This is a genomic window from Pseudescherichia sp. AS216 (assembly GCF_037152055.1).
Classification (GTDB): domain Bacteria; phylum Pseudomonadota; class Gammaproteobacteria; order Enterobacterales; family Enterobacteriaceae; genus Pseudescherichia.
The window spans coordinates 35,856-58,442 of the sequence record NZ_JBBCMV010000005.1 but is presented as its reverse complement, the minus strand read 5'-3'; the positions used below and the strand labels follow the sequence as shown (position 1 = coordinate 58,442).

At 61.0% G+C, this 22,587-nt stretch carries 17 protein-coding genes; 11 read left to right on the top strand and 6 right to left on the bottom strand.

Going from position 1 to position 22,587, the window contains the following annotated elements; all coding sequences use genetic code 11:
• Positions 1 to 9 precede the first annotated feature (9 nt).
• From hrpB to fhuB, 6 genes are all read left to right on the top strand, one after another.
• Positions 10 to 2,439: an ATP-dependent helicase HrpB gene (gene hrpB / locus WFN61_RS15245; RefSeq protein ID WP_337038902.1), complete on the top strand. Its 2,430-nt coding sequence runs from the start codon at positions 10 to 12 to the stop codon at positions 2,437 to 2,439.
• Between the two features lie 99 nt (positions 2,440 to 2,538).
• Positions 2,539 to 5,103 carry a bifunctional glycosyl transferase/transpeptidase gene (gene mrcB / locus WFN61_RS15240; RefSeq protein WP_337038901.1) on the top strand — a complete coding sequence of 855 codons (2,565 nt, stop codon included), beginning with the start codon at positions 2,539 to 2,541 and terminating at the stop codon, positions 5,101 to 5,103.
• A gap of 239 nt (positions 5,104 to 5,342) precedes the next feature.
• Complete coding sequence (gene fhuA, locus WFN61_RS15235) at positions 5,343 to 7,535, top strand: ferrichrome porin FhuA (RefSeq protein ID WP_337038900.1); 2,193 nt, start codon at positions 5,343 to 5,345, stop codon at positions 7,533 to 7,535.
• A 55-nt stretch (positions 7,536 to 7,590) separates the two neighbouring features.
• Entirely contained in the window at positions 7,591 to 8,388 is a 798-nt protein-coding gene (fhuC, locus tag WFN61_RS15230) for a Fe3+-hydroxamate ABC transporter ATP-binding protein FhuC (RefSeq protein ID WP_238083193.1), read from the top strand.
• On the top strand, positions 8,388 to 9,278 hold the full coding sequence (fhuD, locus tag WFN61_RS15225; protein ID WP_337038899.1) for a Fe(3+)-hydroxamate ABC transporter substrate-binding protein FhuD: 891 nt from the start codon (positions 8,388 to 8,390) through the stop codon (positions 9,276 to 9,278). Before fhuC ends, fhuD begins: the two co-directional genes overlap by 1 nt.
• Positions 9,275 to 11,257: a Fe(3+)-hydroxamate ABC transporter permease FhuB gene (fhuB, locus tag WFN61_RS15220; protein ID WP_337038898.1), complete on the top strand. Its 1,983-nt coding sequence runs from the start codon at positions 9,275 to 9,277 to the stop codon at positions 11,255 to 11,257. The genes fhuD and fhuB overlap by 4 nt, the downstream gene beginning before the upstream one ends.
• 87 nt (positions 11,258 to 11,344) lie before the next feature.
• Here fhuB and hemL read toward each other — a convergent pair whose 3' ends face one another.
• Positions 11,345 to 12,625 carry a glutamate-1-semialdehyde 2,1-aminomutase gene (hemL, locus tag WFN61_RS15215; protein ID WP_337038897.1) on the bottom strand — a complete coding sequence of 427 codons (1,281 nt, stop codon included), beginning with the start codon at positions 12,623 to 12,625 and terminating at the stop codon, positions 11,345 to 11,347.
• A 121-nt stretch (positions 12,626 to 12,746) separates the two neighbouring features.
• Here hemL and clcA point away from each other — a divergent pair, with 121 nt between their 5' ends.
• Both clcA and erpA read left to right on the top strand, forming a co-directional pair.
• The gene (gene clcA / locus WFN61_RS15210; RefSeq protein ID WP_313572796.1) at positions 12,747 to 14,132 is read left to right on the top strand and encodes a H(+)/Cl(-) exchange transporter ClcA; all 1,386 of its coding nucleotides are present in this window, start codon (positions 12,747 to 12,749) and stop codon (positions 14,130 to 14,132) included.
• A gap of 81 nt (positions 14,133 to 14,213) precedes the next feature.
• Positions 14,214 to 14,558, top strand: a complete 345-nt coding sequence (gene erpA, locus WFN61_RS15205) for an iron-sulfur cluster insertion protein ErpA (protein ID WP_042390590.1) — start codon at positions 14,214 to 14,216, stop codon at positions 14,556 to 14,558.
• Between the two features lie 49 nt (positions 14,559 to 14,607).
• Here erpA and WFN61_RS15200 read toward each other — a convergent pair whose 3' ends face one another.
• Genes WFN61_RS15200 through mtnN form a run of 3 tightly spaced genes read right to left on the bottom strand, consistent with a single transcriptional unit; the run spans position 14,608 to position 16,733 of the window.
• Positions 14,608 to 15,231, bottom strand: a complete 624-nt coding sequence (locus WFN61_RS15200; RefSeq protein ID WP_144817695.1) for a TRIC cation channel family protein — start codon at positions 15,229 to 15,231, stop codon at positions 14,608 to 14,610.
• Positions 15,232 to 15,244: 13 nt separating this feature from the next.
• On the bottom strand, positions 15,245 to 16,042 hold the full coding sequence (gene btuF / locus WFN61_RS15195) for a vitamin B12 ABC transporter substrate-binding protein BtuF (RefSeq protein WP_337038896.1): 798 nt from the start codon (positions 16,040 to 16,042) through the stop codon (positions 15,245 to 15,247).
• Entirely contained in the window at positions 16,035 to 16,733 is a 699-nt protein-coding gene (gene mtnN / locus WFN61_RS15190; RefSeq protein ID WP_144817697.1) for a 5'-methylthioadenosine/S-adenosylhomocysteine nucleosidase, read from the bottom strand. The genes btuF and mtnN overlap by 8 nt, the downstream gene beginning before the upstream one ends.
• Before the next feature lie 82 nt (positions 16,734 to 16,815).
• Between mtnN and dgt the strand changes: the two genes are divergently transcribed.
• The 3 genes from dgt (at position 16,816) to cdaR (ending at position 21,211) form a co-directional block, all read left to right on the top strand.
• Positions 16,816 to 18,330: a dGTPase gene (dgt, locus tag WFN61_RS15185; RefSeq protein WP_257759070.1), complete on the top strand. Its 1,515-nt coding sequence runs from the start codon at positions 16,816 to 16,818 to the stop codon at positions 18,328 to 18,330.
• A 136-nt stretch (positions 18,331 to 18,466) separates the two neighbouring features.
• Positions 18,467 to 19,897, top strand: coding sequence for a serine endoprotease DegP (degP, locus tag WFN61_RS15180; RefSeq protein ID WP_144817699.1), 1,431 nt, complete (start codon positions 18,467 to 18,469; stop codon positions 19,895 to 19,897).
• Between the two features lie 156 nt (positions 19,898 to 20,053).
• The gene (gene cdaR, locus WFN61_RS15175; protein WP_042390603.1) at positions 20,054 to 21,211 is read left to right on the top strand and encodes a DNA-binding transcriptional regulator CdaR; all 1,158 of its coding nucleotides are present in this window, start codon (positions 20,054 to 20,056) and stop codon (positions 21,209 to 21,211) included.
• A gap of 45 nt (positions 21,212 to 21,256) precedes the next feature.
• Here cdaR and WFN61_RS15170 read toward each other — a convergent pair whose 3' ends face one another.
• Both WFN61_RS15170 and dapD read right to left on the bottom strand, forming a co-directional pair.
• Positions 21,257 to 21,646, bottom strand: coding sequence for a DUF3461 family protein (locus WFN61_RS15170; RefSeq protein WP_042390605.1), 390 nt, complete (start codon positions 21,644 to 21,646; stop codon positions 21,257 to 21,259).
• A 109-nt stretch (positions 21,647 to 21,755) separates the two neighbouring features.
• The gene (gene dapD / locus WFN61_RS15165) at positions 21,756 to 22,580 is read right to left on the bottom strand and encodes a 2,3,4,5-tetrahydropyridine-2,6-dicarboxylate N-succinyltransferase (protein WP_042390607.1); all 825 of its coding nucleotides are present in this window, start codon (positions 22,578 to 22,580) and stop codon (positions 21,756 to 21,758) included.
• Between the last annotated feature and the right edge of the window lie 7 nt (positions 22,581 to 22,587).

The window sequence follows — 22,587 nt, the reverse complement described above, 5'->3', positions numbered from 1 at the left end:
GAGCCATGCGTGTCTTCTCTGCCCGTCGCTGCCGTACTGCCCGAACTGCTCTCTGCGCTTGCCCACGCGCCACAGGTCCTGCTCAACGCCCCCACCGGCGCGGGTAAATCAACCTGGCTGCCGCTGCAAATTCTTGCCGAGGGTAATATCGCCGGGCGCATTTTGCTGCTGGAGCCGCGTCGTTTGGCGGCACGCAACGTTGCCCAGCGGCTGGCGGAGCTGCTGGGGGAGAAGCCCGGCGAGACGGTAGGCTACCGGATGCGCGGTGAAACCTGCGTGGGTGCAGCGACGCGTCTGGAGGTCGTGACCGAGGGGATCCTGACCCGCATGATCCAGCGCGATCCCGAGCTAACCGGGGTTGGCCTGGTGATCCTCGATGAGTTCCACGAGCGCAGCCTGGAGGCCGATCTGGCTCTGGCCCTGCTGCTAGACGTGCAGCAGGGGCTGCGAGACGATCTCAAGCTCCTTATTATGTCGGCGACGCTGGATAACGACCGTCTCCAGCGACTGCTGCCGGACGCGCCGGTTGTCGCCTCGGAAGGGCGCGCGTACCCTGTGGATCGTCGTTACCAGCCGCTGCCCAGCCACGTCCGCTTTGACGAGGCCGTTGCCACGGCGACCGCCGAGCTGTTACGGGCCGAGCGCGGCTCGCTGCTGCTGTTCCTGCCCGGCGTCGGTGAGATCCAGCGGGTACAGGATCAGCTGGCCCAGCGCGTCGGCAGCGACGTGCTGCTCTGTCCGCTCTACGGCGCGCTGCCCCTGAGCGAGCAGCGCAAGGCGATCCTGCCCGCGCCGGAAGGATCCCGTAAAGTGGTGCTGGCCACCAACATCGCCGAGACCAGTTTGACCATCGAGGGGATCCGGCTGGTCATCGACAGCGCCCAGGAGCGAGTGGCCCGCTTCGACGCCCGCACCGGGTTGACGCGGCTGGTGACCCAGCGGGTGAGCCAGGCCTCAATGACCCAGCGTGCCGGACGTGCCGGACGGCTGGAGCCGGGCATCTGCCTGCACCTGCTGGCGAAAGAGCAGGCGGAGCGGGCAACGGCCCAGAGCGAGCCGGAGATCCTGCAAAGCGATCTCAGCGCCATGTTGCTGGAGCTGGTGCAGTGGGGCTGTCGCGATCCGGCCCAGCTCTGCTGGCTGGACATGCCGCCAGCGGTGAACCTGGCGGCGGCAGAGACCCTGCTGGTGCAGCTCGGGGCGCTGGAAAACCGGCAACTGACGGCGCGCGGGCAGAAGATGGCGAGGCTGGGCGTAACGCCGCGCCTCTCGGCTATGCTGGTGAGTGCCGAGACCGCTGACGAGGCGGCCACGGCGGCGAAGCTTGCTGCTATTCTGGAGGAGCCTCCGCGCGGCGGCAGTATCGATCTCGGGGTGGCCTTCTCCCGCAGCCAGCCGCACTGGCAGCGGCGCAGCCGTCAGCTGCTTAAGCGGTTAAACAGTGGGGAGGGCAGGGAAGATAGCGATCTGATCCCAACCCTGCTGGCACGTGGCTTTGCCGACCGCATTGCCCGTCGGCGCGGTCAGGAGGGGCGCTACCAGCTGGCGAACGGCATGGGGGCGATGCTCGACGTAGACGACGCCATGGGCCGCCATGAGTGGCTGATTGCGCCGCTGCTGCTCCAGGGTAGCCAGCAGCCGGACGCGCGCATTTTACAGGCAGTGTCGGTCAATATTGAGTCACTTATCACCGCCGCGCCGTGGCTGCTGCACAACGCCGATACCGTAGAGTGGGACGACGCCCACGGCACGCTGAAAGCGCTGCGCCGTAGCCAGATAGGCCAGCTGACGGTGAGCGTCAGGCCGCTGGCGAAGCCGTCAGAGACGGAGCTGCACCAGGCGATGCTGAACGGCATTCGCGATAAGGGACTCCAGGTACTGAACTGGACCCCTGCGGCGGAGCAGCTGCGCCTGCGCCTCCACTGTGCGGCACAGTGGCTGCCGGAATATGCGTGGCCCGCGGTGGATGATGCCTCGCTTTTAGCGACGCTTGAGCTATGGTTACTTCCCGATATGCAGGGCGTTCACTCCCTGCGGGCGCTGAAAGCGCTGGATTTGATCCACGCGCTCAACCATTTACTGCCGTGGCCGCTGCGTCAACGGCTGGATAGTGCGCTGCCTGGGCATTACACTGTGCCGACGGGAAGCCAGATTGCTATCCGCTACCATGCAGAGAATCCGCCGGTGCTGGCGGTGCGGATGCAGGAGATGTTTGGCGAGGCCGCCACGCCGGTTATTGCCGAGGGGCGAATGCCGCTGGTGCTGGAGCTGCTCTCACCGGCGCAGCGCCCGCTACAGATCACGCGGGATCTCAGCGCGTTCTGGGCAGGTGCTTACCGTGAAGTGCAAAAAGAGATGAAGGGGCGCTACCCGAAGCATGTCTGGCCGGACGATCCGGCGAATACCGCGCCGACAAGGCGGGTTAAAAAATATTCGTAAATTAGCGAAAGCGAAATTGAGAGATTTCTTCTTCTGCCCTCCGGTAGAAGAAAAGAGAATCGGGCCCTTGCGCCTGAAATAATGTAGCGGAGAGTAAGCATGGCGGGGAATGACCGCGAACCTATTGGACGTAAAGGCAGACCTGCGCGTCCGGTAAAAGAGAAGGTAAGCCGTCGTCGTCTCAGAGATGAAGAGATGGACGATGCGTATGATGATGAGGACGACGCACCTGCGCCGCGCCGTGGTAAAGGCGGCGGTAGCGGCAGTGGCAAAGGAAAAGGCGGCAAACGCAAGCGCGGCTGGTTCTGGCTGCTGGTGAAGATCTTTATCGTTCTGCTGGTGCTGTTTGCGATTTACGGCCTCTATCTCGATCAGAAGATCCGCAGCCGCATCGACGGCAAAGTCTGGCAGCTGCCGGCGGCGGTGTATGGCCGGATGGTCAACCTCGAACCCGAGATGCCGATCAGCAAGAACGAGATGGTGAAGCTGCTGGAGGCCACCCAGTATCGCAAGGTGACGGCGATGACCCGTCCCGGCGAGTTTACCGTGCAGGCCAACAGCATCGAGATGATCCGTCGTCCGTTCGACTTCCCCGACAGTAAAGAGGGGCAGGTCCGCGCTCGGCTGACGTTCAGCGATAACCACCTGGATACCATCGAGAATATGGAGAACAACCGCCAGTTCGGTTTCTTCCGTCTCGATCCGCGCCTGATCACCATGCTCTCCTCGCCGAACGGCGAGCAGCGTCTGTTCGTGGCGCGTAACGGCTTCCCGGATCTGCTGGTGGATACCCTGCTGGCGACCGAAGACCGTCACTTCTATGAGCATGATGGGATCAGCTTCTTCTCCATCGGGCGTGCGGTACTGGCGAACCTGACGGCGGGACGCACGGTGCAGGGGGCGAGTACCCTGACCCAGCAGCTGGTGAAAAACCTGTTCCTCTCCAGCGAGCGTTCCTACTGGCGTAAGGCGAACGAAGCCTATATGGCGCTGATCGTCGATGCCCGCTACAGCAAGGATCGTATTCTTGAGCTGTATATGAACGAGGTCTACCTCGGTCAGAGCGGCGATAACGAAATCCGCGGCTTCCCGCTGGCGAGTCTTTACTACTTTGGCCGTCCGGTAGAGGAGCTGAGCCTTGACCAGCAGGCGCTGCTGGTGGGCATGGTGAAAGGCGCTTCGATCTACAACCCGTGGCGTAATCCGAAGCTGGCGCTGGAGCGACGTAACCTTGTGCTGCGCCTGCTGCAGGAGCAGAAGGTCATCGACCAGGAGCTGTACGATATGCTCAGCGCCCGGCCGCTCGGGGTGCAGAAGCGCGGCGGGGTGATCTCACCGCAGCCAGCGTTTATGCAGATGGTGCGGCAGGAGCTGCAGGCGAAGCTGGGGGATAAAGTTAAGGATCTCTCCGGCGTGAAGATCTTTACTACCTTTGACTCGGTAGCGCAGGACGCGGCAGAGAAAGCCGCCGTGGAAGGTATTCCGGCCCTGATCAAGCAGCGTAAGCTGAGCGATCTGGAGACGGCGATGGTGGTCGTTGACCGCTTCAGCGGCGAAGTTCGCGCCATGGTAGGCGGGGCGACGCCGCAGTTTGCGGGCTACAACCGTGCCATGCAGGCGCGGCGCTCCATCGGCTCGTTGGCAAAACCGGCCACCTATCTCACCGCGCTAAGTCAGCCGAACCAGTATCGTCTGAACACGTGGATTGCCGATGCGCCGATCTCTCTGCCTCAGCCTAACGGCAAGGTATGGTCTCCGCAGAACGATGACCACCGCTTTAGCGGCCAGGTGATGCTGGTAGATGCGTTGACCCGCTCAATGAACGTCCCGACGGTAAACCTCGGGATGGCGCTGGGCCTGCCAGCGGTGACCGATACCTGGACCAAGCTGGGCGTGCCGAAAGATCAGCTGCATCCGGTTCCGGCAATGCTGCTGGGGGCACTGAACCTGACTCCGGTTGAGGTGGCGCAGGCGTTCCAGACCATCGCCAGCGGCGGTAACCGTGCGACGCTTTCTGCGCTGCGCTCGGTGATCGCAGAAGACGGCACGGTGCTCTACCAGAGCTTCCCACAGGCAGAGCGTGCGGTGCCTGCTCAGGCGGCATACATGACCCTGTGGACTATGCAGCAGGTTATCCAGCGCGGCACCGGCCGACAGCTGGGGGCGAAGTATCCGGGTCTGCATCTGGCGGGGAAAACCGGGACCACCAACAACAACGTCGATACCTGGTTCGCTGGGATCGATGGCCGTGAGGTGACCATTACCTGGGTAGGACGCGATAACAACCAGCCGACCAAGCTGTACGGTGCTAGCGGGGCGATGGCAATCTACCAGCGCTATCTGGCGAACCAGTCGCCGATCCCGCTGGATCTGACTCCGCCGGAGGATATCGTCAACATGGGCGTGGACGAGGGCGGTAACTTCCTCTGCGGTGGTGGTGTGCGCTCGCTGCCGGTGTGGACATCGAATCCGGATGCCCTGTGCCAGCAGAGCGAGATGCTGCTCCAGCAGCAACAGCAGCAGCAGAGCGGTAATCCGTTTGAGCAGTCGTCACCGCAGCCGCAACAGCAGCCTCAGCAGCAGCAGCAGCAGCAACAACAGCCGCAGCAGCAGGAGAAGAGCGACGGCGTTGCGGGCTGGATCAAAGATATGTTTGGTAACTAAGTTACCTTAAGAGTAAATAGCGCCGGGCGGCGCTCCGCTTGCCCGGCCTACACCTGTTCAGTTTTAACCTCATTTAACCCCTCTGTAACACCCTGTTATCCGTCTGGTTATTCCTTAATCCCTTAATTGTCGTAGGGGCGCATAACTCTTGCTATCTCCGCGGGGCCTGGCATATTATGCTGCGGTCATAATAATAATTATCGTTTACGTTATCATTTCATTATCCAGAGAGAAGCACCATGGCGCGTTCTGAAACTGCTCAGCCGGTCAACCTTTCGCTGCGTAAAATTGCCGTGGTCGTTGCCACTGCGGTAGGCAGCATCTCCTTTGCCGCACAGGCAGCTCCAAAAGAAGATACCATCACCGTTACCACTGCCGCCGCTGAGCAGGAGAGTGCCTGGGGCCCGGCACCGACCATCGCCGCCAAGCGCACGGCAACGGCGACCAAAACCGATACCCCAATCGAGAAAACGCCGCAGTCTATCTCGGTGGTCACCCGTGAAGAGATGGATATGAAGGATCCCTCCACGGTGAAAGAGGCGCTGAACTATACGCCGGGCGTATTCGCTACCCGCGGCAGCTCAGAAACTCTCGATGTGATCTCCATCCGTGGTTTCACCGCCTCGACCGGCGCGAACACCAACCAGTATCTCGACGGCTTGAAACTTCAGGGGGATAACTACTCTGAATCCTCCATGGATCCCTACTTCCTTGAGCGTATCGAACTTATGCGCGGCCCGACCTCGGTGCTCTATGGTAAGAGCAACCCTGGCGGCATCGTCTCTATGGTCAGCAAGCGTCCGACCACCGAGCCGCTGAAAGAGGTTGAGTTCCAGATGGGGACCGATAACCTCTACCAGACCGGCTTCGACTTCAGCGATGCCATCGACGATGATGGCGTGTTCTCCTACCGTCTCACCGGCCTGGGCCGCAGTGAAGATGCCCAGCAGACCATGGTTAAATCGACCCGCTATGCCATCGCGCCTGCCTTTAGCTGGCGTCCGGATGACAAAACCGACTTCACCTTCCTGAGCAACTTCCAGAGCGATCCGGATGCGGGCTACTACGGCTGGCTGCCGCGCGTGGGCACCGTGGTGCCGTACACCGATGCCAACGGTAACTCCCATAAGCTGGATACCGACTTCAACGAAGGCGAGCAGGACAACCGCATGTCCCGCCGCCAGCAGCAGATTGGCTACAGCTTCGCGCACGCCTTCGACGACACCTTCACGGTGCGCCAGAACCTGCGCTATACCCGTCTGCACACGCTCTATACTTCGGTCTACGGCAACGGCTTTACGGCACCGACGCAAATCAACCGCGCCTTTGTTCGCTCCGATGAAGACCTGAACTCCTTCACCGTCGATACGCAGCTGCAGTCTGCCTTTGCCACCGGCGCGGTGGATCACACCCTGCTGACCGGGGTTGACTACCTGCGCATGCGCAACGACATCAACGCCGACTACGGCACGGCCAATCCGATAGACATGGTGGAGCCGCAGTACGGCAATGCCAACGTCAACGTTAACTTCCCGTATGCGGTGATCAACCGTCAGGAGCAGACCGGGCTGTACGCGCAGGATCAGGCCGAGTGGAACCACTGGGTGCTGACCCTCGGCGGCCGCTACGACTTCGCGAAAACCTCGACCTACACCCGCTCGACCAGCTCGCTGAGCGAGATCAACGACCAGCAGTTCACCTGGCGCGGTGGGTTGAACTATGTGTTTGATAACGGCGTCGCGCCGTACTTTAGCTACAGCGAATCCTTTGAGCCGGTCTCCGGGTCAACGAAGCAGGGCAAACCGTTCGATCCGTCACGCGGCAAGCAGTATGAAGCGGGCGTGAAGTATGTGCCGAAAGAGTTGCCGGTCACCGTCACGGCGGCGGTATTCCAGCTGACCAAAGACAAAAACCTGACGGCAGATCCGTCTGATAGCGCCTTCAGCGTGCAGGGCGGAGAGATCCGCTCCCGCGGCTTTGAACTGGAAGCAAAAGCGGCGCTGACCAGCAATATCAACCTGACGGCGGCCTACAGCTACACCGATGCTGAGTACACCGACGATACGCTCTACGAGGGCAAACGTCCTGTAGAAGTGCCGCGTAACATGGCCTCCCTGTGGGCGGACTACACCTTCCACGAGACGGCGCTGAGCGGCCTGACGCTGGGCGCGGGCACTCGCTACGTGGGCGATACCTCCAGCTTCTACACCACCGGTGAGAACGTCAACGGCACCTTCAACGTCGGCAGCTACACGCTGGTGGATGCGACGGTGAAATACGATCTGGCGCGCGTCGGCATGCCGGGCTCCTCCGTCGGCGTGAAGGTCAATAACCTGTTTAACCGGGAATACGTCTCCAGCTGCTACCGCGACTACGCGTGCTACTGGGGTGCCGATCGCCAGGTTGTGGCTACCGCCAGCTTCAGCTTCTAATTTCCTCCTCTCAGGGCACGGTTAATCGTGCCCTTTTTATTGATAAGTTGGTCCCATGCAGGAAAACAATACGCTTCCCGATACCACCTTTCAGCTCTCTGATGTCTCCTTTCATGTGCCCGGACGCACGCTGCTGCATCCGCTATCGCTCACCTTTCCGGCAGGCAAGGTCACGGGGCTTATCGGCCACAACGGCTCGGGTAAATCCACGCTGTTGAAGATGCTGGGTCGTCATCAGCCGCCGTCCGAGGGCGATATTCTGCTGGACGGTCAGCCGCTGGCGAGCTGGAACAGCAAAGCCTTTGCCCGCCGAGTCGCCTATCTGCCGCAGCAGCTGCCGCAGGCGGAGGGGATGACGGTGCGCGAGCTGGTGGCGATAGGACGCTACCCGTGGCACGGGGCGCTGGGACGTTTTGGCGTGGCCGACCGGGAGAAGGTAGAGGAGGCGATTAACCTTGTGGGACTAAAACCGCTGGCCCACCGGCTGGTGGATAGCCTCTCCGGCGGCGAGCGCCAGCGGGCGTGGATCGCCATGCTGGTGGCGCAGGATAGCCGCTGCCTGCTGCTGGATGAGCCGACCTCGGCGCTGGATATCGCCCATCAGGTGGATGTCCTGGCGCTGATCCACCGCCTGAGTCAGCAGCGTGGGCTGACGGTGATCGCCGTTCTCCACGATATCAATATGGCGGCGCGCTACTGCGACTACCTGGTGGCGCTGCGTGGCGGCGAGAAGATTGCCGAGGGGACGCCGGAATCGCTGATGCAGGCCCAGACCCTGGAGCAGATCTACGGCATTCCGATGGGCATCCTGCCCCACCCGGCAGGGGCAGCACCGGTGAGCTTTGTCTACTGATGGCGGGCTTAGCAATGATTAGCCGCCGCCGTCTGCTGACCGCGATGGCCCTCTCGCCGCTGCTGTGGCGGGCGGGAACCGCGCGGGCGGCAGCGCTCGATATTAACCGTATCGTGGCGCTGGAGTGGCTGCCGGTAGAGCTGCTGCTGGCGATGGGCGTCGCTCCCTACGGCGTTGCCGACGTAAATAGTTACAACACCTGGGTCAACGAACCCAGGCTGCCCGCCTCGACAATCGATGTCGGTCTGCGCACCGAACCCAACCTTGAGCTGCTTACCCAGATGCAGCCTTCGTACCTGGTCTGGTCGGCAGGCTACGGCCCCTCGGCAGAGGTGCTGGCGCGGATTGCCCCCGGCCAGGGCTTCAACTTCAGCGACGGCAAGAAGCCGCTGACCATGGCGCGCAACTCGATGAATGAGATGGCCCAGCTGCTCAACCTTGAGTCCGCTGCCCGCACGCATCTCGATAGCTTCGATGCTTTTATCGCCGCGATGAAGCCGCGCTTTGCCCGCCGCGGCGACAGGCCGCTGCTGATGGTCACCCTGCTTGACGCGCAGCATATGCTGGTCTTTGCCTCGAACTGCCTGTTCCAGGAGGCGCTGGATGAATTTGGGATCCGCAACGCCTGGCAGGGGGAAACTACCTTCTGGGGCAGCACCACGGTGAGCATTGACCGGCTGGCAGTCTATAAAGACGCAGACGTGATCTGCTTCGATCACGGCAACGAGCAGGATATGCAGCGCCTGATGGCAACCCCGCTGTGGCAGGCGATGCCGTTTGTCCGTGCAGGTCGCTTCCAGCGCGTGCCGGCAGTGTGGTTCTACGGAGCGACGCTGTCGGTGATGCACTTTGTCCGCGTTCTGGATAACGCCCTGGGAGGTAAAGCATGAGCAAGCGTATCGCGCCGCTTCCCGCGCTGCTGCTGGCGATCCTCTTTGTCGTCGCCGCCTGGCTGACCTGGGTGAATCTCTCCCAGGCGCTGCCGCGCGATCAGTGGTCGCAGGCGATCTGGCACCCGGATGTGGATGTCATTACCCAGATGATTTTCCACTACAGCCTACTTCCCCGGCTGGCGATCTCCCTGCTGGTTGGGGCCGGACTGGGGCTGGTGGGCGTGCTGTTCCAGCAGGTATTGCGTAACCCGCTGGCAGAGCCGACCACGCTGGGGGTCTCTACCGGTGCGCAGCTGGGCATTACCGTCACCACCCTGTGGGCGATCCCCGGCGTGGCGGCCTCGCAGTTTGCCGCCCTGCTTGGCGCCTGCGCCGTGGGCGCGCTGGTCTTTGGCGTCGCCTGGGGCAAACGCCTGTCGCCGGTGACGCTGATCCTCGCCGGGCTGGTGGTAAGCCTCTACTGCGGAGCGGTGAACCAGCTGCTGGTGCTTTTCCATCATGAGCAGCTGCAAAGCATGTTTATGTGGAGCACCGGCACCCTGACCCAGACCGACTGGAGCGGGGTAGAGCGCCTCTGGCCTCAGCTGCTGGGCGGGGCGATGCTGACCCTGCTGCTGCTGCGTCCGCTGACCCTGATGGGGCTGGACGACGGCGTGGCGCGTAACCTGGGCCTGGCGCTGTCGCTGGCCCGGCTAGGCGCACTGCTGCTGGCGATTGTCCTCAGCGCGCTGCTGGTTAACGCGGTGGGGATCATCGGCTTTATCGGCCTGTTCGCGCCGCTGCTGGCGAAGATGCTGGGGGCGCGTCGGCTCCTCTCTCGTCTGCTGCTGGCTCCGCTGATCGGGGCGCTGATCCTCTGGCTTTCGGATCAGGTGATCCTCTGGCTGACCCGCGTCTGGATGGAGGTTTCCACCGGCTCGGTGACGGCCCTGATTGGCGCGCCGCTGCTGCTGTGGCTGCTGCCGCGCCTGAAGAGCATGAGTGCCCCGGAGATGAATGCCGGGGACAATGTTCCCACTGAGCGCCAGCACCTGCCGCGCTGGGCGCTGGGCGGCATCGTCGTACTGCTGCTGACGGTGATGGCGGCCCTGGCGCTGGGCCGCGATGCCCAGGGCTGGCACTGGGCTAGCGGTGAGATGCTGGATGCCCTGGCGCAGTGGCGTTGGCCGCGCATCATGGCGGCGCTGGTGGCAGGCGTGATGCTGGCGGTAGCGGGCTGCATTATCCAGCGCCTGACCGGCAACCCGATGGCCAGCCCTGAAGTGTTGGGGATCAGCTCCGGCGCGGCCTTTGGTATCGTGCTGATGCTCTTCTTTGTGCCGGGGAACGCCTTTGGCTGGCTGCTGCCAGCCGGGAGCCTCGGGGCGGCGGTGACCCTACTGATTATCCTGATCGCGGCAGGGCGGGGCGGTTTCTCTCCGCACCGAATGCTGCTGGCCGGGATGGCGCTTAGCACCGCGTTCACCATGCTGCTGATGATGCTCCAGGCAAGCGGCGATCCGCGTATGGCGCAGATCCTCACCTGGATCTCCGGCTCGACCTATAGCGCCACCGGCGAGCAGGTGGTTCGCTCGGCCATCGTGATGGTGATCCTGCTGGCGCTCGTGCCGCTCTGCCGCCGCTGGCTAACCATTCTGCCGCTGGGCGGCGATACCGCCCGTTCGGTAGGGATGGCGCTGACGCCGTCGCGTATCGGACTCCTGCTGCTGGCTGCCTGCTTGACCGCCACGGCGACGATGACCATTGGCCCGCTGAGCTTTATCGGCCTGATGGCCCCGCACATTGCGCGGATGATGGGTTTCCGGCGGACGGTGCCGCACATGGTGATCTCGGGGTTGATCGGTGGGGTGATGCTGGTGTTTGCCGACGGGTGCGGACGGATGGTGATGTTCCCGTATCAGATCCCCGCCGGACTGCTGTCGACCTTTATCGGCGCGCCGTACTTTATCTACCTTCTGCGTAAGCAGAGCCGATAGTTTTCCCCGATGGCGCTACGCTTACCGGGGCTACAGAGTCCGTAGGCCGGGTCAGGCGAAGCCGCCACCCGGCAATTAACGGTAGGGTTACAGCTGGGCAAACGCCTTGCGCGCGGCGTTGAGGGTCTTGTTGATATCCTCGTCGCTGTGGGCAATGGACATAAAGCCCGCTTCGAACGCCGACGGGGCCAGGTAGATCCCCTCATCCAGCATCAGGTGGAAGAAGCGCTTGAAGCGTTCCACGTCGCACTTCACTACGTCCTGATAGCAGGTCACGGTCTCGGCATCGGTAAAGAAGATGCCGAACATACCGCCGACGTGATTCACCACCAGCGGGATCCCCGCGTCCTGTGCCGCGTCCAGCAGGCCGTTGGCGAGGCGAGTGGTCAGATCCGTCAGGGTTTCATGCACCCCCGGCTGGGACACCTCGGTTAAGCAGGCATAGCCCGCCGCCATCGCAATCGGGTTACCGGAGAGGGTGCCTGCCTGATAAACCGGCCCGGTGGGGGCCAGGGCGTCCATCACGTCGCGACGGCCACCAAACGCGCCTACCGGCATCCCGCCGCCGATGATTTTGCCGAGGCAGGTCAGATCCGGCACCACGTTGTAGTGCGCCTGTGCGCCTGCCAGTGCGACGCGGAAGCCGGTCATGACTTCGTCAATGATCAGCAGCGCGCCAAACTCATCGCACAGCGCACGCAGGCCCGGCAGGAACGCCGGCTGCGGCGGGACGCAGTTCATGTTGCCCGCCACCGGCTCGACGATGATGCAGGCGATCTCCTGCGGATACTGCTCAAAGGCTTCGCGCACCGAGGCCAGATCGTTATAGGTGCAGGTCAGGGTGTGCTTAGCGAAATCTGCCGGCACGCCCGGTGAGTTGGGTTGACCGAGGGTGAGCGCGCCAGAGCCCGCTTTCACCAGCAGACAGTCGGCGTGGCCGTGGTAGCAACCCTCGAACTTAATAATCTTGTCGCGGCCGGTAAAGCCACGCGCCAGGCGAATGGCGCTCATGGTCGCCTCAGTACCGGAGTTCACCATCCGCACCATATCCATGGTCGGGACCAGCTCGGTCACCAGCGCGGCCATCTTCACTTCCATCTCGGTGGGCGCGCCAAAGCTCAGGCCGCGCTCCGCCGCTTCGATCACCGCGTTGCGGATCGCCGGGTGGTTATGGCCCAGCACCATCGGACCCCAGGAGCCGACGTAGTCGACATAGGCCTTACCGTCCGCATCATAGAGGTAAGCTCCGTCAGCGCGCTCGATAAACAGCGGCGTGCCGCCGACGCCGCTGAAGGCGCGGACCGGCGAGTTGACGCCGCCGGGGATAAGCTCGCGTGCCGCGCTGTAGAGGTTTTCTGACTTACTCATGGATTCGTTCCTGGTTGGTAGAGAAGGTAAGAAGACTATTCTAAGGTATTCCGCGTTTGTTATAAAAGGATCGCCCAGGTAAACTACCTGCCCTAATTGTATGACTAATTCATTTTAGGCTATGAAAATAAAAACCAATGCGATGCGAACGCGGCGGATCCTCCGTCTGCTGCAGCGAGATAAAACGCCGCTGGCGATTTTACTGATGGCTGCGCTGGTGGGAACCCTCGCGGGCGGGGTCGGCGTCGCCTTTGAGAAGGCGGTGAATGCGGTCAGCCTCTGGCGACTCGGCACGGTGACGCAGTTCGCTGATGACGCCGCCTGGCTGATGTGGCCCCTGGTCTTTGTGCTCTCGGCGCTGCTGGCGATGGTAGGCTACTTTCTGGTACGCCGTTTCGCCCCGGAGGCGGGCGGCTCGGGTATTCCCGAGATCGAGGGCGCGCTGGAGGAGCTGCGTCCGGTACGCTGGTGGCGCGTTCTGCCGGTTAAGTTCATTGGCGGCATGGGCACGTTAGGCGCGGGTATGGTGCTCGGCCGCGAAGGGCCGACGGTTCAGCTCGGGGGCAACGTGGGCCGCATGGTGCTGGATATCTTCCGCATGCGCGGCACCGAGGCGCGGCACACCCTGCTGGCCACCGGTGCGGCGGCGGGGCTGTCGGCGGCCTTTAACGCCCCGCTGGCCGGGATCCTGTTTATCATCGAGGAGATGCGACCGCAGTTTCGCTACAACCTCATCTCGATTAAGGCGGTCTTTACCGGCGTAATTATGTCGAGCGTGGTGTTTCGCTACTTTAACGGCGAGGCGGCGGTGATCGACGTAGGCAAGCTGACCAACGCGCCGATCAACACGCTCTGGCTCTACCTGGTGCTGGGGATGATCTTTGGCTGCGTCGGCCCGCTGTTTAACACCCTGGTCCTGCGTACCCAGGATCTCTTTGGCCGCCTGCACGGCGGACAGATTGGCAAATGGGTGCTGATTGGCGGGGCCATTGGCGGCCTGTGCGGCGTGCTGGGGCTAATCGTGCCTGAGATCTCCGGGGGCGGCTTTACGCTGATCCCTATTGCGGCAGCGGGCAACTACACCGCCGGAATGCTGCTGTTTATCTTTGTGGCGCGGGTGATCACCACGCTGCTCTGCTTCTCGTCCGGCGCGCCTGGAGGCATCTTCGCCCCGATGCTGGCGCTGGGCACGCTGCTGGGTACGGCGTTCGGCATGGCCTGCGCGGAGATTTTTCCACTCTACCATCTTGAGGCGGGCACCTTTGCCATTGCCGGGATGGGGGCGCTGCTGGCCGCCTCGGTGCGCGCGCCGCTGACCGGTATCGTGCTGGTTTTGGAAATGACTGACAATTATCAGCTCATTTTGCCAATGATTATTACCTGCCTCGGTGCCACGCTACTGGCACAGTTTTTAGGCGGTAAGCCGCTCTACTCCACGATCCTTGCCCGCACGCTGGCGAGGCAGGGAGGCGATCCCGACGGCAAGCCTCGCCAGGAGAATACTTGAACGATTTACCAGGGTAATGGATAATATTCACAAAGATCGGGCGGGTTAACGTCCGCATCGCCGTATCAATGGGAGTTTAAAATGAGTGATGACGTAGCGCTGCCTCTGCAATTTACTGAAGCAGCAGCAATTAAAGTAAAAAGTCTGATCGCGGACGAAGAGAATCCGAACCTGAAGCTGCGCGTCTACATTACCGGCGGCGGTTGCAGCGGCTTCCAGTACGGTTTTACCTTTGACGATCAGATCAACGATGGCGACATGACCATTGAGAAGCAGGGCGTTGGGCTGGTTGTCGATCCGATGAGCCTGCAATACCTGGTTGGCGGCGCGGTAGACTACACCGAAGGGCTGGAAGGTTCTCGCTTTGTGGTTACCAACCCGAACGCCAAAAGCACCTGCGGGTGTGGCTCCTCGTTCAGCATCTAACGCATGTTTTGTAGGCCCGGTAAGCGCAGCGCCACCGGGCAAAACCCCTCTACCGTCCCGGCTCATCCAGCGCAAAGGTGGGCAGCTTCAGGTGCCAGCGTATTGCCGCCAGGCGAATCACCAGCGTGACCACCATCCCTAGCATACTGGCGCTCTCCAGCGGTACGGCAAAGGTATAGAACGCCGTAGCGTGGACGATGCCGCCGATAATGCAGGCGGTGGCGTAGATTTCAGTGCGTAGGATCATCGGTATCTCCCGCGCCAGCACGTCGCGAATAATCCCCCCGCCGACGCCGGTCAGCACCCCCATGCAGATTGCTACCATCGGCCCGGTTTCCGCCAGAAAAGCCTTGTTTACACCGATACCGACAAACACCGCCAGTCCGACGGCGTCCAGCACCGGCAGGATCCACTTTGGCAGCCTGCGCGGCTGGCGCACCAGCACGATCGTCAGCAGGCAGGTGACCATCGCCACCACCAGGTCGGTGGGATCTTTAACCCAGAATACTGGCCCATGGGCGAGCGCCATATCACGGATCGTGCCGCCGCCGATGGCTGTCACTACCCCTAACACCAGCACGCCGAAGGGATCCATACGCAGCTTTCCAGCCAGAAGAACGCCGGAGATGGCGAAAACGGCCGTGCCGATGATATCCAGCCAGTAGACGAGCATTGCTTATCCTCGATTATTTCACTGCCGCCAGCGCGGTACAGAGTTGTTTTGCGGCGAGGATAATACGCGGGCTTGCGCGTTCAAACCAGTCGCTATTGAGGACAATAAGTGGAATTTTGAGCTGTTTATCCCAGAATTGCGCAACCTCTGCGGCCTGAGTAGCATTTCCTGCAAAAACAATCGCCTCGGGCTGGCGGGCCAGCACCTGCTCACGGCTCACCTGCGGCCAGGGTACCTGGCTGGCAGCAAAGATATTTTCGCCTCCGCACAGCTCCAGCACCTCGTTCTGAATTGAACCTTTGGCGCTGGTAAAGAGCGGGGTGCCGCCAAACTGCATAAATACCCGCCTGGGCGTGGCGCTGGCGTAGCGCGCCTTTAGCTCGGCGTAGTCGGCCAGCAGCGCGTCGGCGGCGTGGTTAGCTTGCTCAGGGGCAGGGCTATAGGGGGCCAGCTGGCGCAGCGCTGCCGCGATCTGCGCCACGGTCTGGGCGTCGATCCACAGCACCTTGATGCCGAGGCCCGCTAGCTGGTTGACCTGCCGCTCGGCGTTGCCGCCGCGCCAGGCCAGGACCAGATCCGGCTTAAGTGCGACGATGCGCTCAAGGTTGATCCCCTGAAAGCTGGCCACCTGCTCGATCTTCTCTGCCGCGGGCGGGTAGTCAGAGAAGCTGCTCACCCCGACCGGCGCGATCCCCGCCGCGAAGGCAAGCTCGGTATTGGCCGGGGAGAGGGTCACTACGCGGGGGGCGGCCAGCGCCGACCCCGCCGCCAGCAGCAGGGCGACCAGCGCTCTAATGCAGCGGTTAGCCACGCGCCAGCTTCTGCACGAGGGTTTCAACCATCAGGCTGGACTGCTTCGCCGCCACCGCCAGGAACTCGTCAAAGCTCAGGTGCGATTCACGATCGGCCACGTCAGAGATGGCGCGAACCACCACGAAGGGCACGCCGAAGCTATGGCAGACGTGAGCGATAGCGGTCGCTTCCATCTCAACGGCCACGGCCTGCGGGAAGTGGCTGCGGATCTTTTCCAGACCAGCAGCACCGTTGATAAAGGCGTCGCCGCTGACGATCAGCCCGCTAGCGGCGTTGAGGTTATGCTCAGCGATGCAGGCTTTCGCGACGGCAATCAGCTTCTCGTCGGCCTTGAAACCCGCCGGGCAGCCTGGCAGCTGGCCGTACTCGTAACCAAATGCCGTTACGTCGGCATCGTGGTAGCGCGCTTCGTCGGAGACCACGATGTCGCCTACGTTCAGCGTCGGGGCCAGGCCGCCGGCGGAGCCGGTGTTGATAATGGCATCCGGCTGGCAGCGCTCCAGCAGCAGGGCTGCGCCCATTGCCGCTGCCACTTTACCAATGCCCGATTTCAGCAGCGCAACGTCAACGCCGTGCAGCTGGCCGGTGTAAATTTCGCTGCCGCCCACGCTGTGGGTCTGACGGTTTTCGATTTTGTCGCGCAGGAGCGCAACCTCTTCTTCCATTGCACCAATGATGCCGATTTTCATAGATTTACTCGCGATAAGCCAGATTTGAGGGCATAGTCTATCATGCGCTTAAGGGGAAGCGCATTGCTCAGGGGGAGAGGATATGGCACAGATCGATTTCCGCAATAAGATTAACTGGCATCGCCGCTACCGGTCACCCCAGGGCGTGAAAACCGAACGCGAAGTGTTACGCATCTTCGAGAGCGATCGCGGCCGGATCGTCAACTCCGCCGCTATTCGCCGCCTGCAACAGAAGACCCAGGTCTTCCCGCTGGAGCGCAACGCGGCGGTGCGTACCCGCCTGACCCACTCGCTGGAGGTGCAGCAGGTAGGGCGCTATATCGCCAAGGAGATCCTTAGCCGCCTGAAGGAGATGCGGCTGCTGGAACGCTACGGGCTCGACGAGCTGACCGGCCCCTTTGAGAGCATCGTTGAGATGGCCTGCCTGATGCACGACATCGGCAACCCGCCGTTCGGCCACTTTGGCGAGGCGGCGATTAACGACTGGTTTCGCCAGCGCCTGCACCCGCAGGATGCCGCCAGCCAGCCGTTGACCGGTGACCGCTGCGAGGTGGTCTCCCTGCGCCTGCGCGACGGCGAGGAGGCGGCCAACGAGCTGCGGCGCAAGGTACGCCAGGATCTCTGCCACTTCGAGGGCAACGCCCAGGGGATCCGGCTGGTGCACTCCCTGATGCGCATGAACCTCACCTGGGCGCAGGTCGGCTGCATCCTGAAATATACCCGTCCGGCCTGGTGGCGGGGCGAGCCACCCGCCAGCCACAGCTATTTAATGAAAAAACCGGGCTACTACTTCTCTGAAGAGGAGTACGTGGCGCGGCTGCGTAAAGAGCTGGATCTGGATACTTACAGCCGTTTTCCACTGACGTGGGTGATGGAGGCGGCAGACGATATCTCCTACTGCGTCGCCGATCTGGAAGATGCGGTAGAGAAAAACATATTTACCGTGGAGCAGCTCTATCAGCATCTCTATAACGCCTGGGGCCCGCACGAAAAGGGATCGCTATTTTCTCAGGTGGTAGAGAATGCCTGGGATAAATCTCGGGCTAACTCCCTCAGCCGCAGCGCGGAAGATCAGTTCTTTATGTATCTGCGGGTCAATACCTTAAATAAACTGGTGCCCTATGCCGCCCAGCGCTTTATTGATAATTTACCGCAGATCTTCTCCGGCGAATTTAACCATGCCCTGTTAGAAGACGACAGCGGCTACAGTCAACTGCTTGAATTGTATAAGAGCGTCGCGGTTGAAAATGTCTTCTGTCACCCCGATGTTGAACAGCTGGAGCTGCAAGGCTATCGCGTCATCAGCGGGCTGCTGGATATTTATCGTCCGCTGTTGCAGATGACGCTGGCGGACTTTACCGAGCTGGCGGAAAAAGAGCGGGTGAAGCGTTTCCCCATCGAAACCCGCCTGTTTCATAAGCTCTCAGGACGTCACCGCCTGGCCTATGTAGAAGCCGTGAGCAAACTAGCGCGTGATGAAACAGACTTTCCGGTACTGGAATATTATTACCGCTGTCGTCTTATTCAGGACTATATCAGCGGCATGACCGATCTCTATGCCTGGGACGAGTACCGACGGCTGATGGCGGTTGAATAATATCTGAGCGATTGTAAAGGCGCTCAATAAATTTTTACTTTTAACAACACGTTATACCGGAACTTCGCGCTATAAATTGACTCTTATCGATACTTACACGCTGTTTCGCGTTATCAGTAAATAGAGATTAAGCGACATGAAAAAAACCACGTTAGCAATGAGTGCCCTGGCTCTGAGTTTAGGTTTAGCCCTGTCCCCGCTGTCGGTATCAGCGGCCGAAACCGCCTCAGCGATCCCGCCATCACAGCAGATGCCAAGCCTGGCACCGATGCTGGAAAAGGTGATGCCGTCGGTAGTGAGCATCAACGTTGAAGGCAGCACCACGGTAAATACCCCGCGCATGGGGCGTAACTTCCAGCAGTTCTTTGGCGAAAACTCACCGTTCTGCCAGGAGGGCTCTCCGTTCCAGAGCTCGCCTTTCTGTCAGGGCGGGCAGGGTGGCGCTGACGACGGTGGCCAGCAGCAGAAATTTATGGCGCTGGGCTCCGGCGTCATTATTGATGCGGCGAAAGGCTATGTCGTGACCAACAACCACGTGGTCGATAATGCCAGCACGATTAAGGTCCAGCTGGGCGATGGGCGTAAATTTGACGCCAAAGTGGTGGGTAAAGATCCGCGCTCCGATCTGGCTCTGGTGCAGATTCAGGATCCGAAAAACCTGACCGCCATTAAGCTCGCCGACTCCGATGCCCTGCGCGTGGGTGACTACACGGTGGCCATCGGTAATCCGTTTGGCCTCGGTGAGACGGTCACCTCGGGCATCGTCTCGGCGCTGGGCCGTAGCGGCCTGAATGCCGAGAACTACGAGAACTTTATCCAGACTGATGCGGCGATCAACCGCGGTAACTCCGGCGGCGCGCTGGTGAACCTCAACGGTGAGCTGATCGGTATCAACACTGCGATCCTCGCCCCGGACGGCGGCAACATCGGTATCGGCTTTGCGATCCCGAGCAACATGGTGAAAAACCTCACCGCGCAGATGGTGCAGTATGGCCAGGTGCGCCGTGGCGAGCTGGGTATTCTCGGTACCGAGCTGAACTCTGAGCTGGCGAAGGCCATGAAGGTTGACGCCCAGCGCGGGGCCTTTGTTAGCCAGGTGATGCCGAACTCATCGGCGGCGAAAGCCGGCATCAAAGCAGGGGATGTGATCACCTCCCTGAACGGTAAGCCAATCAGCAGCTTCGCAGCCCTGCGGGCGGAAGTGGGCTCGATGCCGATCGGCAGCAAAGTCTCGCTGGGCCTGCTGCGTGAAGGCAAGCCGGTTACCGTTAGCCTTGAACTGCAGCAGAGCAGCCAGAACCAGGTGGATTCCAGCACCATCTTCAGCGGCATTGAAGGCGCAGAGATGAGCAACGCGGGCCAGAACCAGGGCGTCACCGTCAGCAGCGTGAAGGCGAACAGCCCGGCGGCGCGCATCGGCCTGAAAAAAGGCGATGTGATCATCGGCGCGAACCAGCAGCCGGTGAAGAACATTGCCGAACTGCGTAAGATCCTCGACAGCAAGCCGTCAGTGCTGGCGCTGAATATCCAGCGTGGCGATACCTCTCTCTACCTGCTGATGCAGTAATCGCATGACCCCTTCTCCGTTCGGGGAAGGGGTCTCCTTACAGAATCTGTGAGGCTTTCCACAACTCCACACTTCCGCATCGTGCTTTGTGCTTTTGCACAATGCAGCGCGCTGGCAACTCCCTTATTCTTGTGATCTGCTCAGGGGAGGGATTACATGGCTGGCTGGCATCTTGATACCAAAATGGCGCAGGATATCGTTGCGCGCACCATGCGCATAATCGATACCAACATCAACGTAATGGATGCGCGCGGGCGCATTATTGGCAGCGGCGATCGGGAGCGTATTGGGGAATTGCACGAAGGTGCGCTGCTGGTGCTCTCTCAGGGACGCGTGGTGGATATCGACGACGCGGTGGCTCGTCACCTGCACGGCGTACGCCAGGGGATCAACCTGCCGCTGCGTCTGGAAGGAGAGATTGTCGGGGTCATCGGCCTGACCGGCGAGCCGGAGACGCTGCGTAAGTATGGCGAACTGGTGTGCATGACCGCTGAGATGATGCTGGAGCAGTCCCGCCTGATGCATCTCCTGGCCCAGGATAGCCGCCTGCGCGAGGAGCTGGTGATGAACCTGATCCAGGCCGAGGAGCACACGCCGGCCCTGACCGAATGGGCGCAGCGTCTGGGGATCGATTTGAACCAGCCGCGCGTGGTGGCGGTGGTGGAGGTCGACAGCGGTCAGTTAGGGGTCGACAGCGCCATGGCCGAGCTACAGCAGCTGCAAAATGCGCTTACCACACCGGAGCGTAACAACCTGATTGCCATTGTCTCCCTGACCGAGATGGTGGTGCTGAAACCCGCCCTCAATCCGTTTGGCCGCTGGGATGCCGAAGACCATCGCAAGCGCGTAGAGCAGCTCATCGCCCGCATGAAAGAGAACGGCCAGCTGCGCTTTCGCGTCGCGCTGGGCAACTACTTTACCGGACCGGGCAGCATTGCCCGATCTTACCGTACAGCGCGTACCACCATGATGGTGGGCAAGCAGCGTATGCCGGAGAGTCGGAGTTACTTCTATCAGGATCTGATGCTGCCGGTGCTGCTGGATAGCCTGCGCGGCGGCTGGCAGGCCAACGAGCTGGCGCGTCCGCTGACCCGCCTGAAGGCGATGGATAATAACGGCCTGCTCAGGCGAACTCTGGCAGCATGGTTTCGCCACAACGTGCAGCCGCTGGCGACCTCAAAGGCGCTGTTTATTCACCGCAATACGCTGGAGTACCGCCTGAACCGTATCTCGGAGCTGACCGGGCTGGATCTGGGGAATTTTGACGACAGGCTGCTGCTCTATGTTGCGCTGCAGCTGGATGAGCAGAGATAGGCTGAATTACGCCGGGCAAGCGCAGCGCCGCCCGGCGTATAACCGCTACTTATTACGCGTTAACTTCTCAAGGTCGGATTCGATCTCGTTGATCTTGTTGGTCACCACGCTCTCAAGGTGGCGAAGATCGTCGAGGATCTTCCGTTTCAGGTCGATTTCGCTGCGATCGCGCTGGCAGATCTGATCCAGCTCGTCGATCACATACCGCAGATTCGGGCTGATCTCCTGAACCTCTTTGTAGCCCTGGCCAACGCCGTCGGCGACCACGGTTTTACGCTGGCGTGGATACTTAAACTTCACGCTTTTAGCAAAAAACTCGCCCCTGTCCTTATGAAAATAGATTTTCAGAATATCGTTATTGGCCTCCTGGCGAAGGCTATAGCGATCGATTTCATCGGGATTGGTAATGCCTAAACTTTTCAGATTATCGTACATAGCGGTACCCTTAAGCTCAACATAACCTATGAATAATTAACGAAAAATTCTATTTTGGCCACCAGCAAATGTAAAAAAAGCGGGGTAGCCCCCGCTTTTTTATCGCGCATTAGTCGATGGTACGCAACAGTTCGTTAATACCAACTTTGCCGCGCGTCTTCGCGTCGACCTTTTTCACGATAACCGCGCAGTAGAGGCTGTATTTGCCATCTTTTGACGGCAGGTTGCCGGAGACCACCACCGAGCCCGCCGGAACGCGACCGTAGTGTACTTCGCCGGTTTCACGATCGTAAATACGGGTGCTCTGGCCGATGTAAACGCCCATGGAGATCACCGAACCCTCTTCAACGATCACGCCCTCAACCACTTCAGAGCGTGCGCCGATAAAGCAGTTATCTTCGATGATGGTTGGATTTGCCTGCAGCGGCTCAAGAACGCCGCCGATGCCCACGCCGCCGGAGAGGTGAACGTTTTTACCGATCTGCGCACAGGAGCCAACGGTGGCCCAGGTATCGACCATGGTGCCTTCGTCAACGTAAGCGCCGATGTTAACGTAGGAGGGCATCAGCACGGTGTTGCGGGCAATAAACGCGCCCTGGCGCACGGCTGCCGGAGGCACTACGCGGAAGCCCTCTTTCTGGAAGCGCGCTTCGTCGTAGTTGGCGAACTTCATCGGCACCTTATCGAAGTAGCGGCTTTCGGCTCCGTCGATAACCTGATTATCGTTGATACGGAAAGAGAGCAGCACCGCTTTCTTCAGCCATTGATGCGTTACCCACTGGCCGTCGATCTTCTCGGCGACGCGCAGCGCGCCGGAGTCCAGCAGGGAAATCACCTGGTTTACCGCTTCACGGGTCACGGTATCCACATTCGCCGGAGTGATCTCGGCGCGACGCTCAAAAGCGGACTCAATAACGTTCTGTAACTGCTGCATTGTTAAA

Excerpts from the sequence above, each read along its gene's own strand:
- mrcB (WP_337038901.1), top strand. The coding sequence starts at position 2,539 with ATGGCGGGGAATGACCGCGAACCTATTGGACGTAAAGGCAGACCTGCG.
- fhuA (WP_337038900.1), top strand. The coding sequence starts at position 5,343 with ATGGCGCGTTCTGAAACTGCTCAGCCGGTCAACCTTTCGCTGCGTAAA.
- fhuC (WP_238083193.1), top strand. The coding sequence starts at position 7,591 with ATGCAGGAAAACAATACGCTTCCCGATACCACCTTTCAGCTCTCTGAT.
- fhuD (WP_337038899.1), top strand. The coding sequence starts at position 8,388 with ATGGCGGGCTTAGCAATGATTAGCCGCCGCCGTCTGCTGACCGCGATG.
- fhuB (WP_337038898.1), top strand. The coding sequence starts at position 9,275 with ATGAGCAAGCGTATCGCGCCGCTTCCCGCGCTGCTGCTGGCGATCCTC.
- hemL (WP_337038897.1), bottom strand. The coding sequence starts at position 12,625 with ATGAGTAAGTCAGAAAACCTCTACAGCGCGGCACGCGAGCTTATCCCC.
- clcA (WP_313572796.1), top strand. The coding sequence starts at position 12,747 with ATGAAAATAAAAACCAATGCGATGCGAACGCGGCGGATCCTCCGTCTG.
- erpA (WP_042390590.1), top strand. The coding sequence starts at position 14,214 with ATGAGTGATGACGTAGCGCTGCCTCTGCAATTTACTGAAGCAGCAGCA.
- WFN61_RS15200 (WP_144817695.1), bottom strand. The coding sequence starts at position 15,231 with ATGCTCGTCTACTGGCTGGATATCATCGGCACGGCCGTTTTCGCCATC.
- mtnN (WP_144817697.1), bottom strand. The coding sequence starts at position 16,733 with ATGAAAATCGGCATCATTGGTGCAATGGAAGAAGAGGTTGCGCTCCTG.
- dgt (WP_257759070.1), top strand. The coding sequence starts at position 16,816 with ATGGCACAGATCGATTTCCGCAATAAGATTAACTGGCATCGCCGCTAC.
- degP (WP_144817699.1), top strand. The coding sequence starts at position 18,467 with ATGAAAAAAACCACGTTAGCAATGAGTGCCCTGGCTCTGAGTTTAGGT.
- cdaR (WP_042390603.1), top strand. The coding sequence starts at position 20,054 with ATGGCTGGCTGGCATCTTGATACCAAAATGGCGCAGGATATCGTTGCG.
- WFN61_RS15170 (WP_042390605.1), bottom strand. The coding sequence starts at position 21,646 with ATGTACGATAATCTGAAAAGTTTAGGCATTACCAATCCCGATGAAATC.
- dapD (WP_042390607.1), bottom strand. The coding sequence starts at position 22,580 with ATGCAGCAGTTACAGAACGTTATTGAGTCCGCTTTTGAGCGTCGCGCC.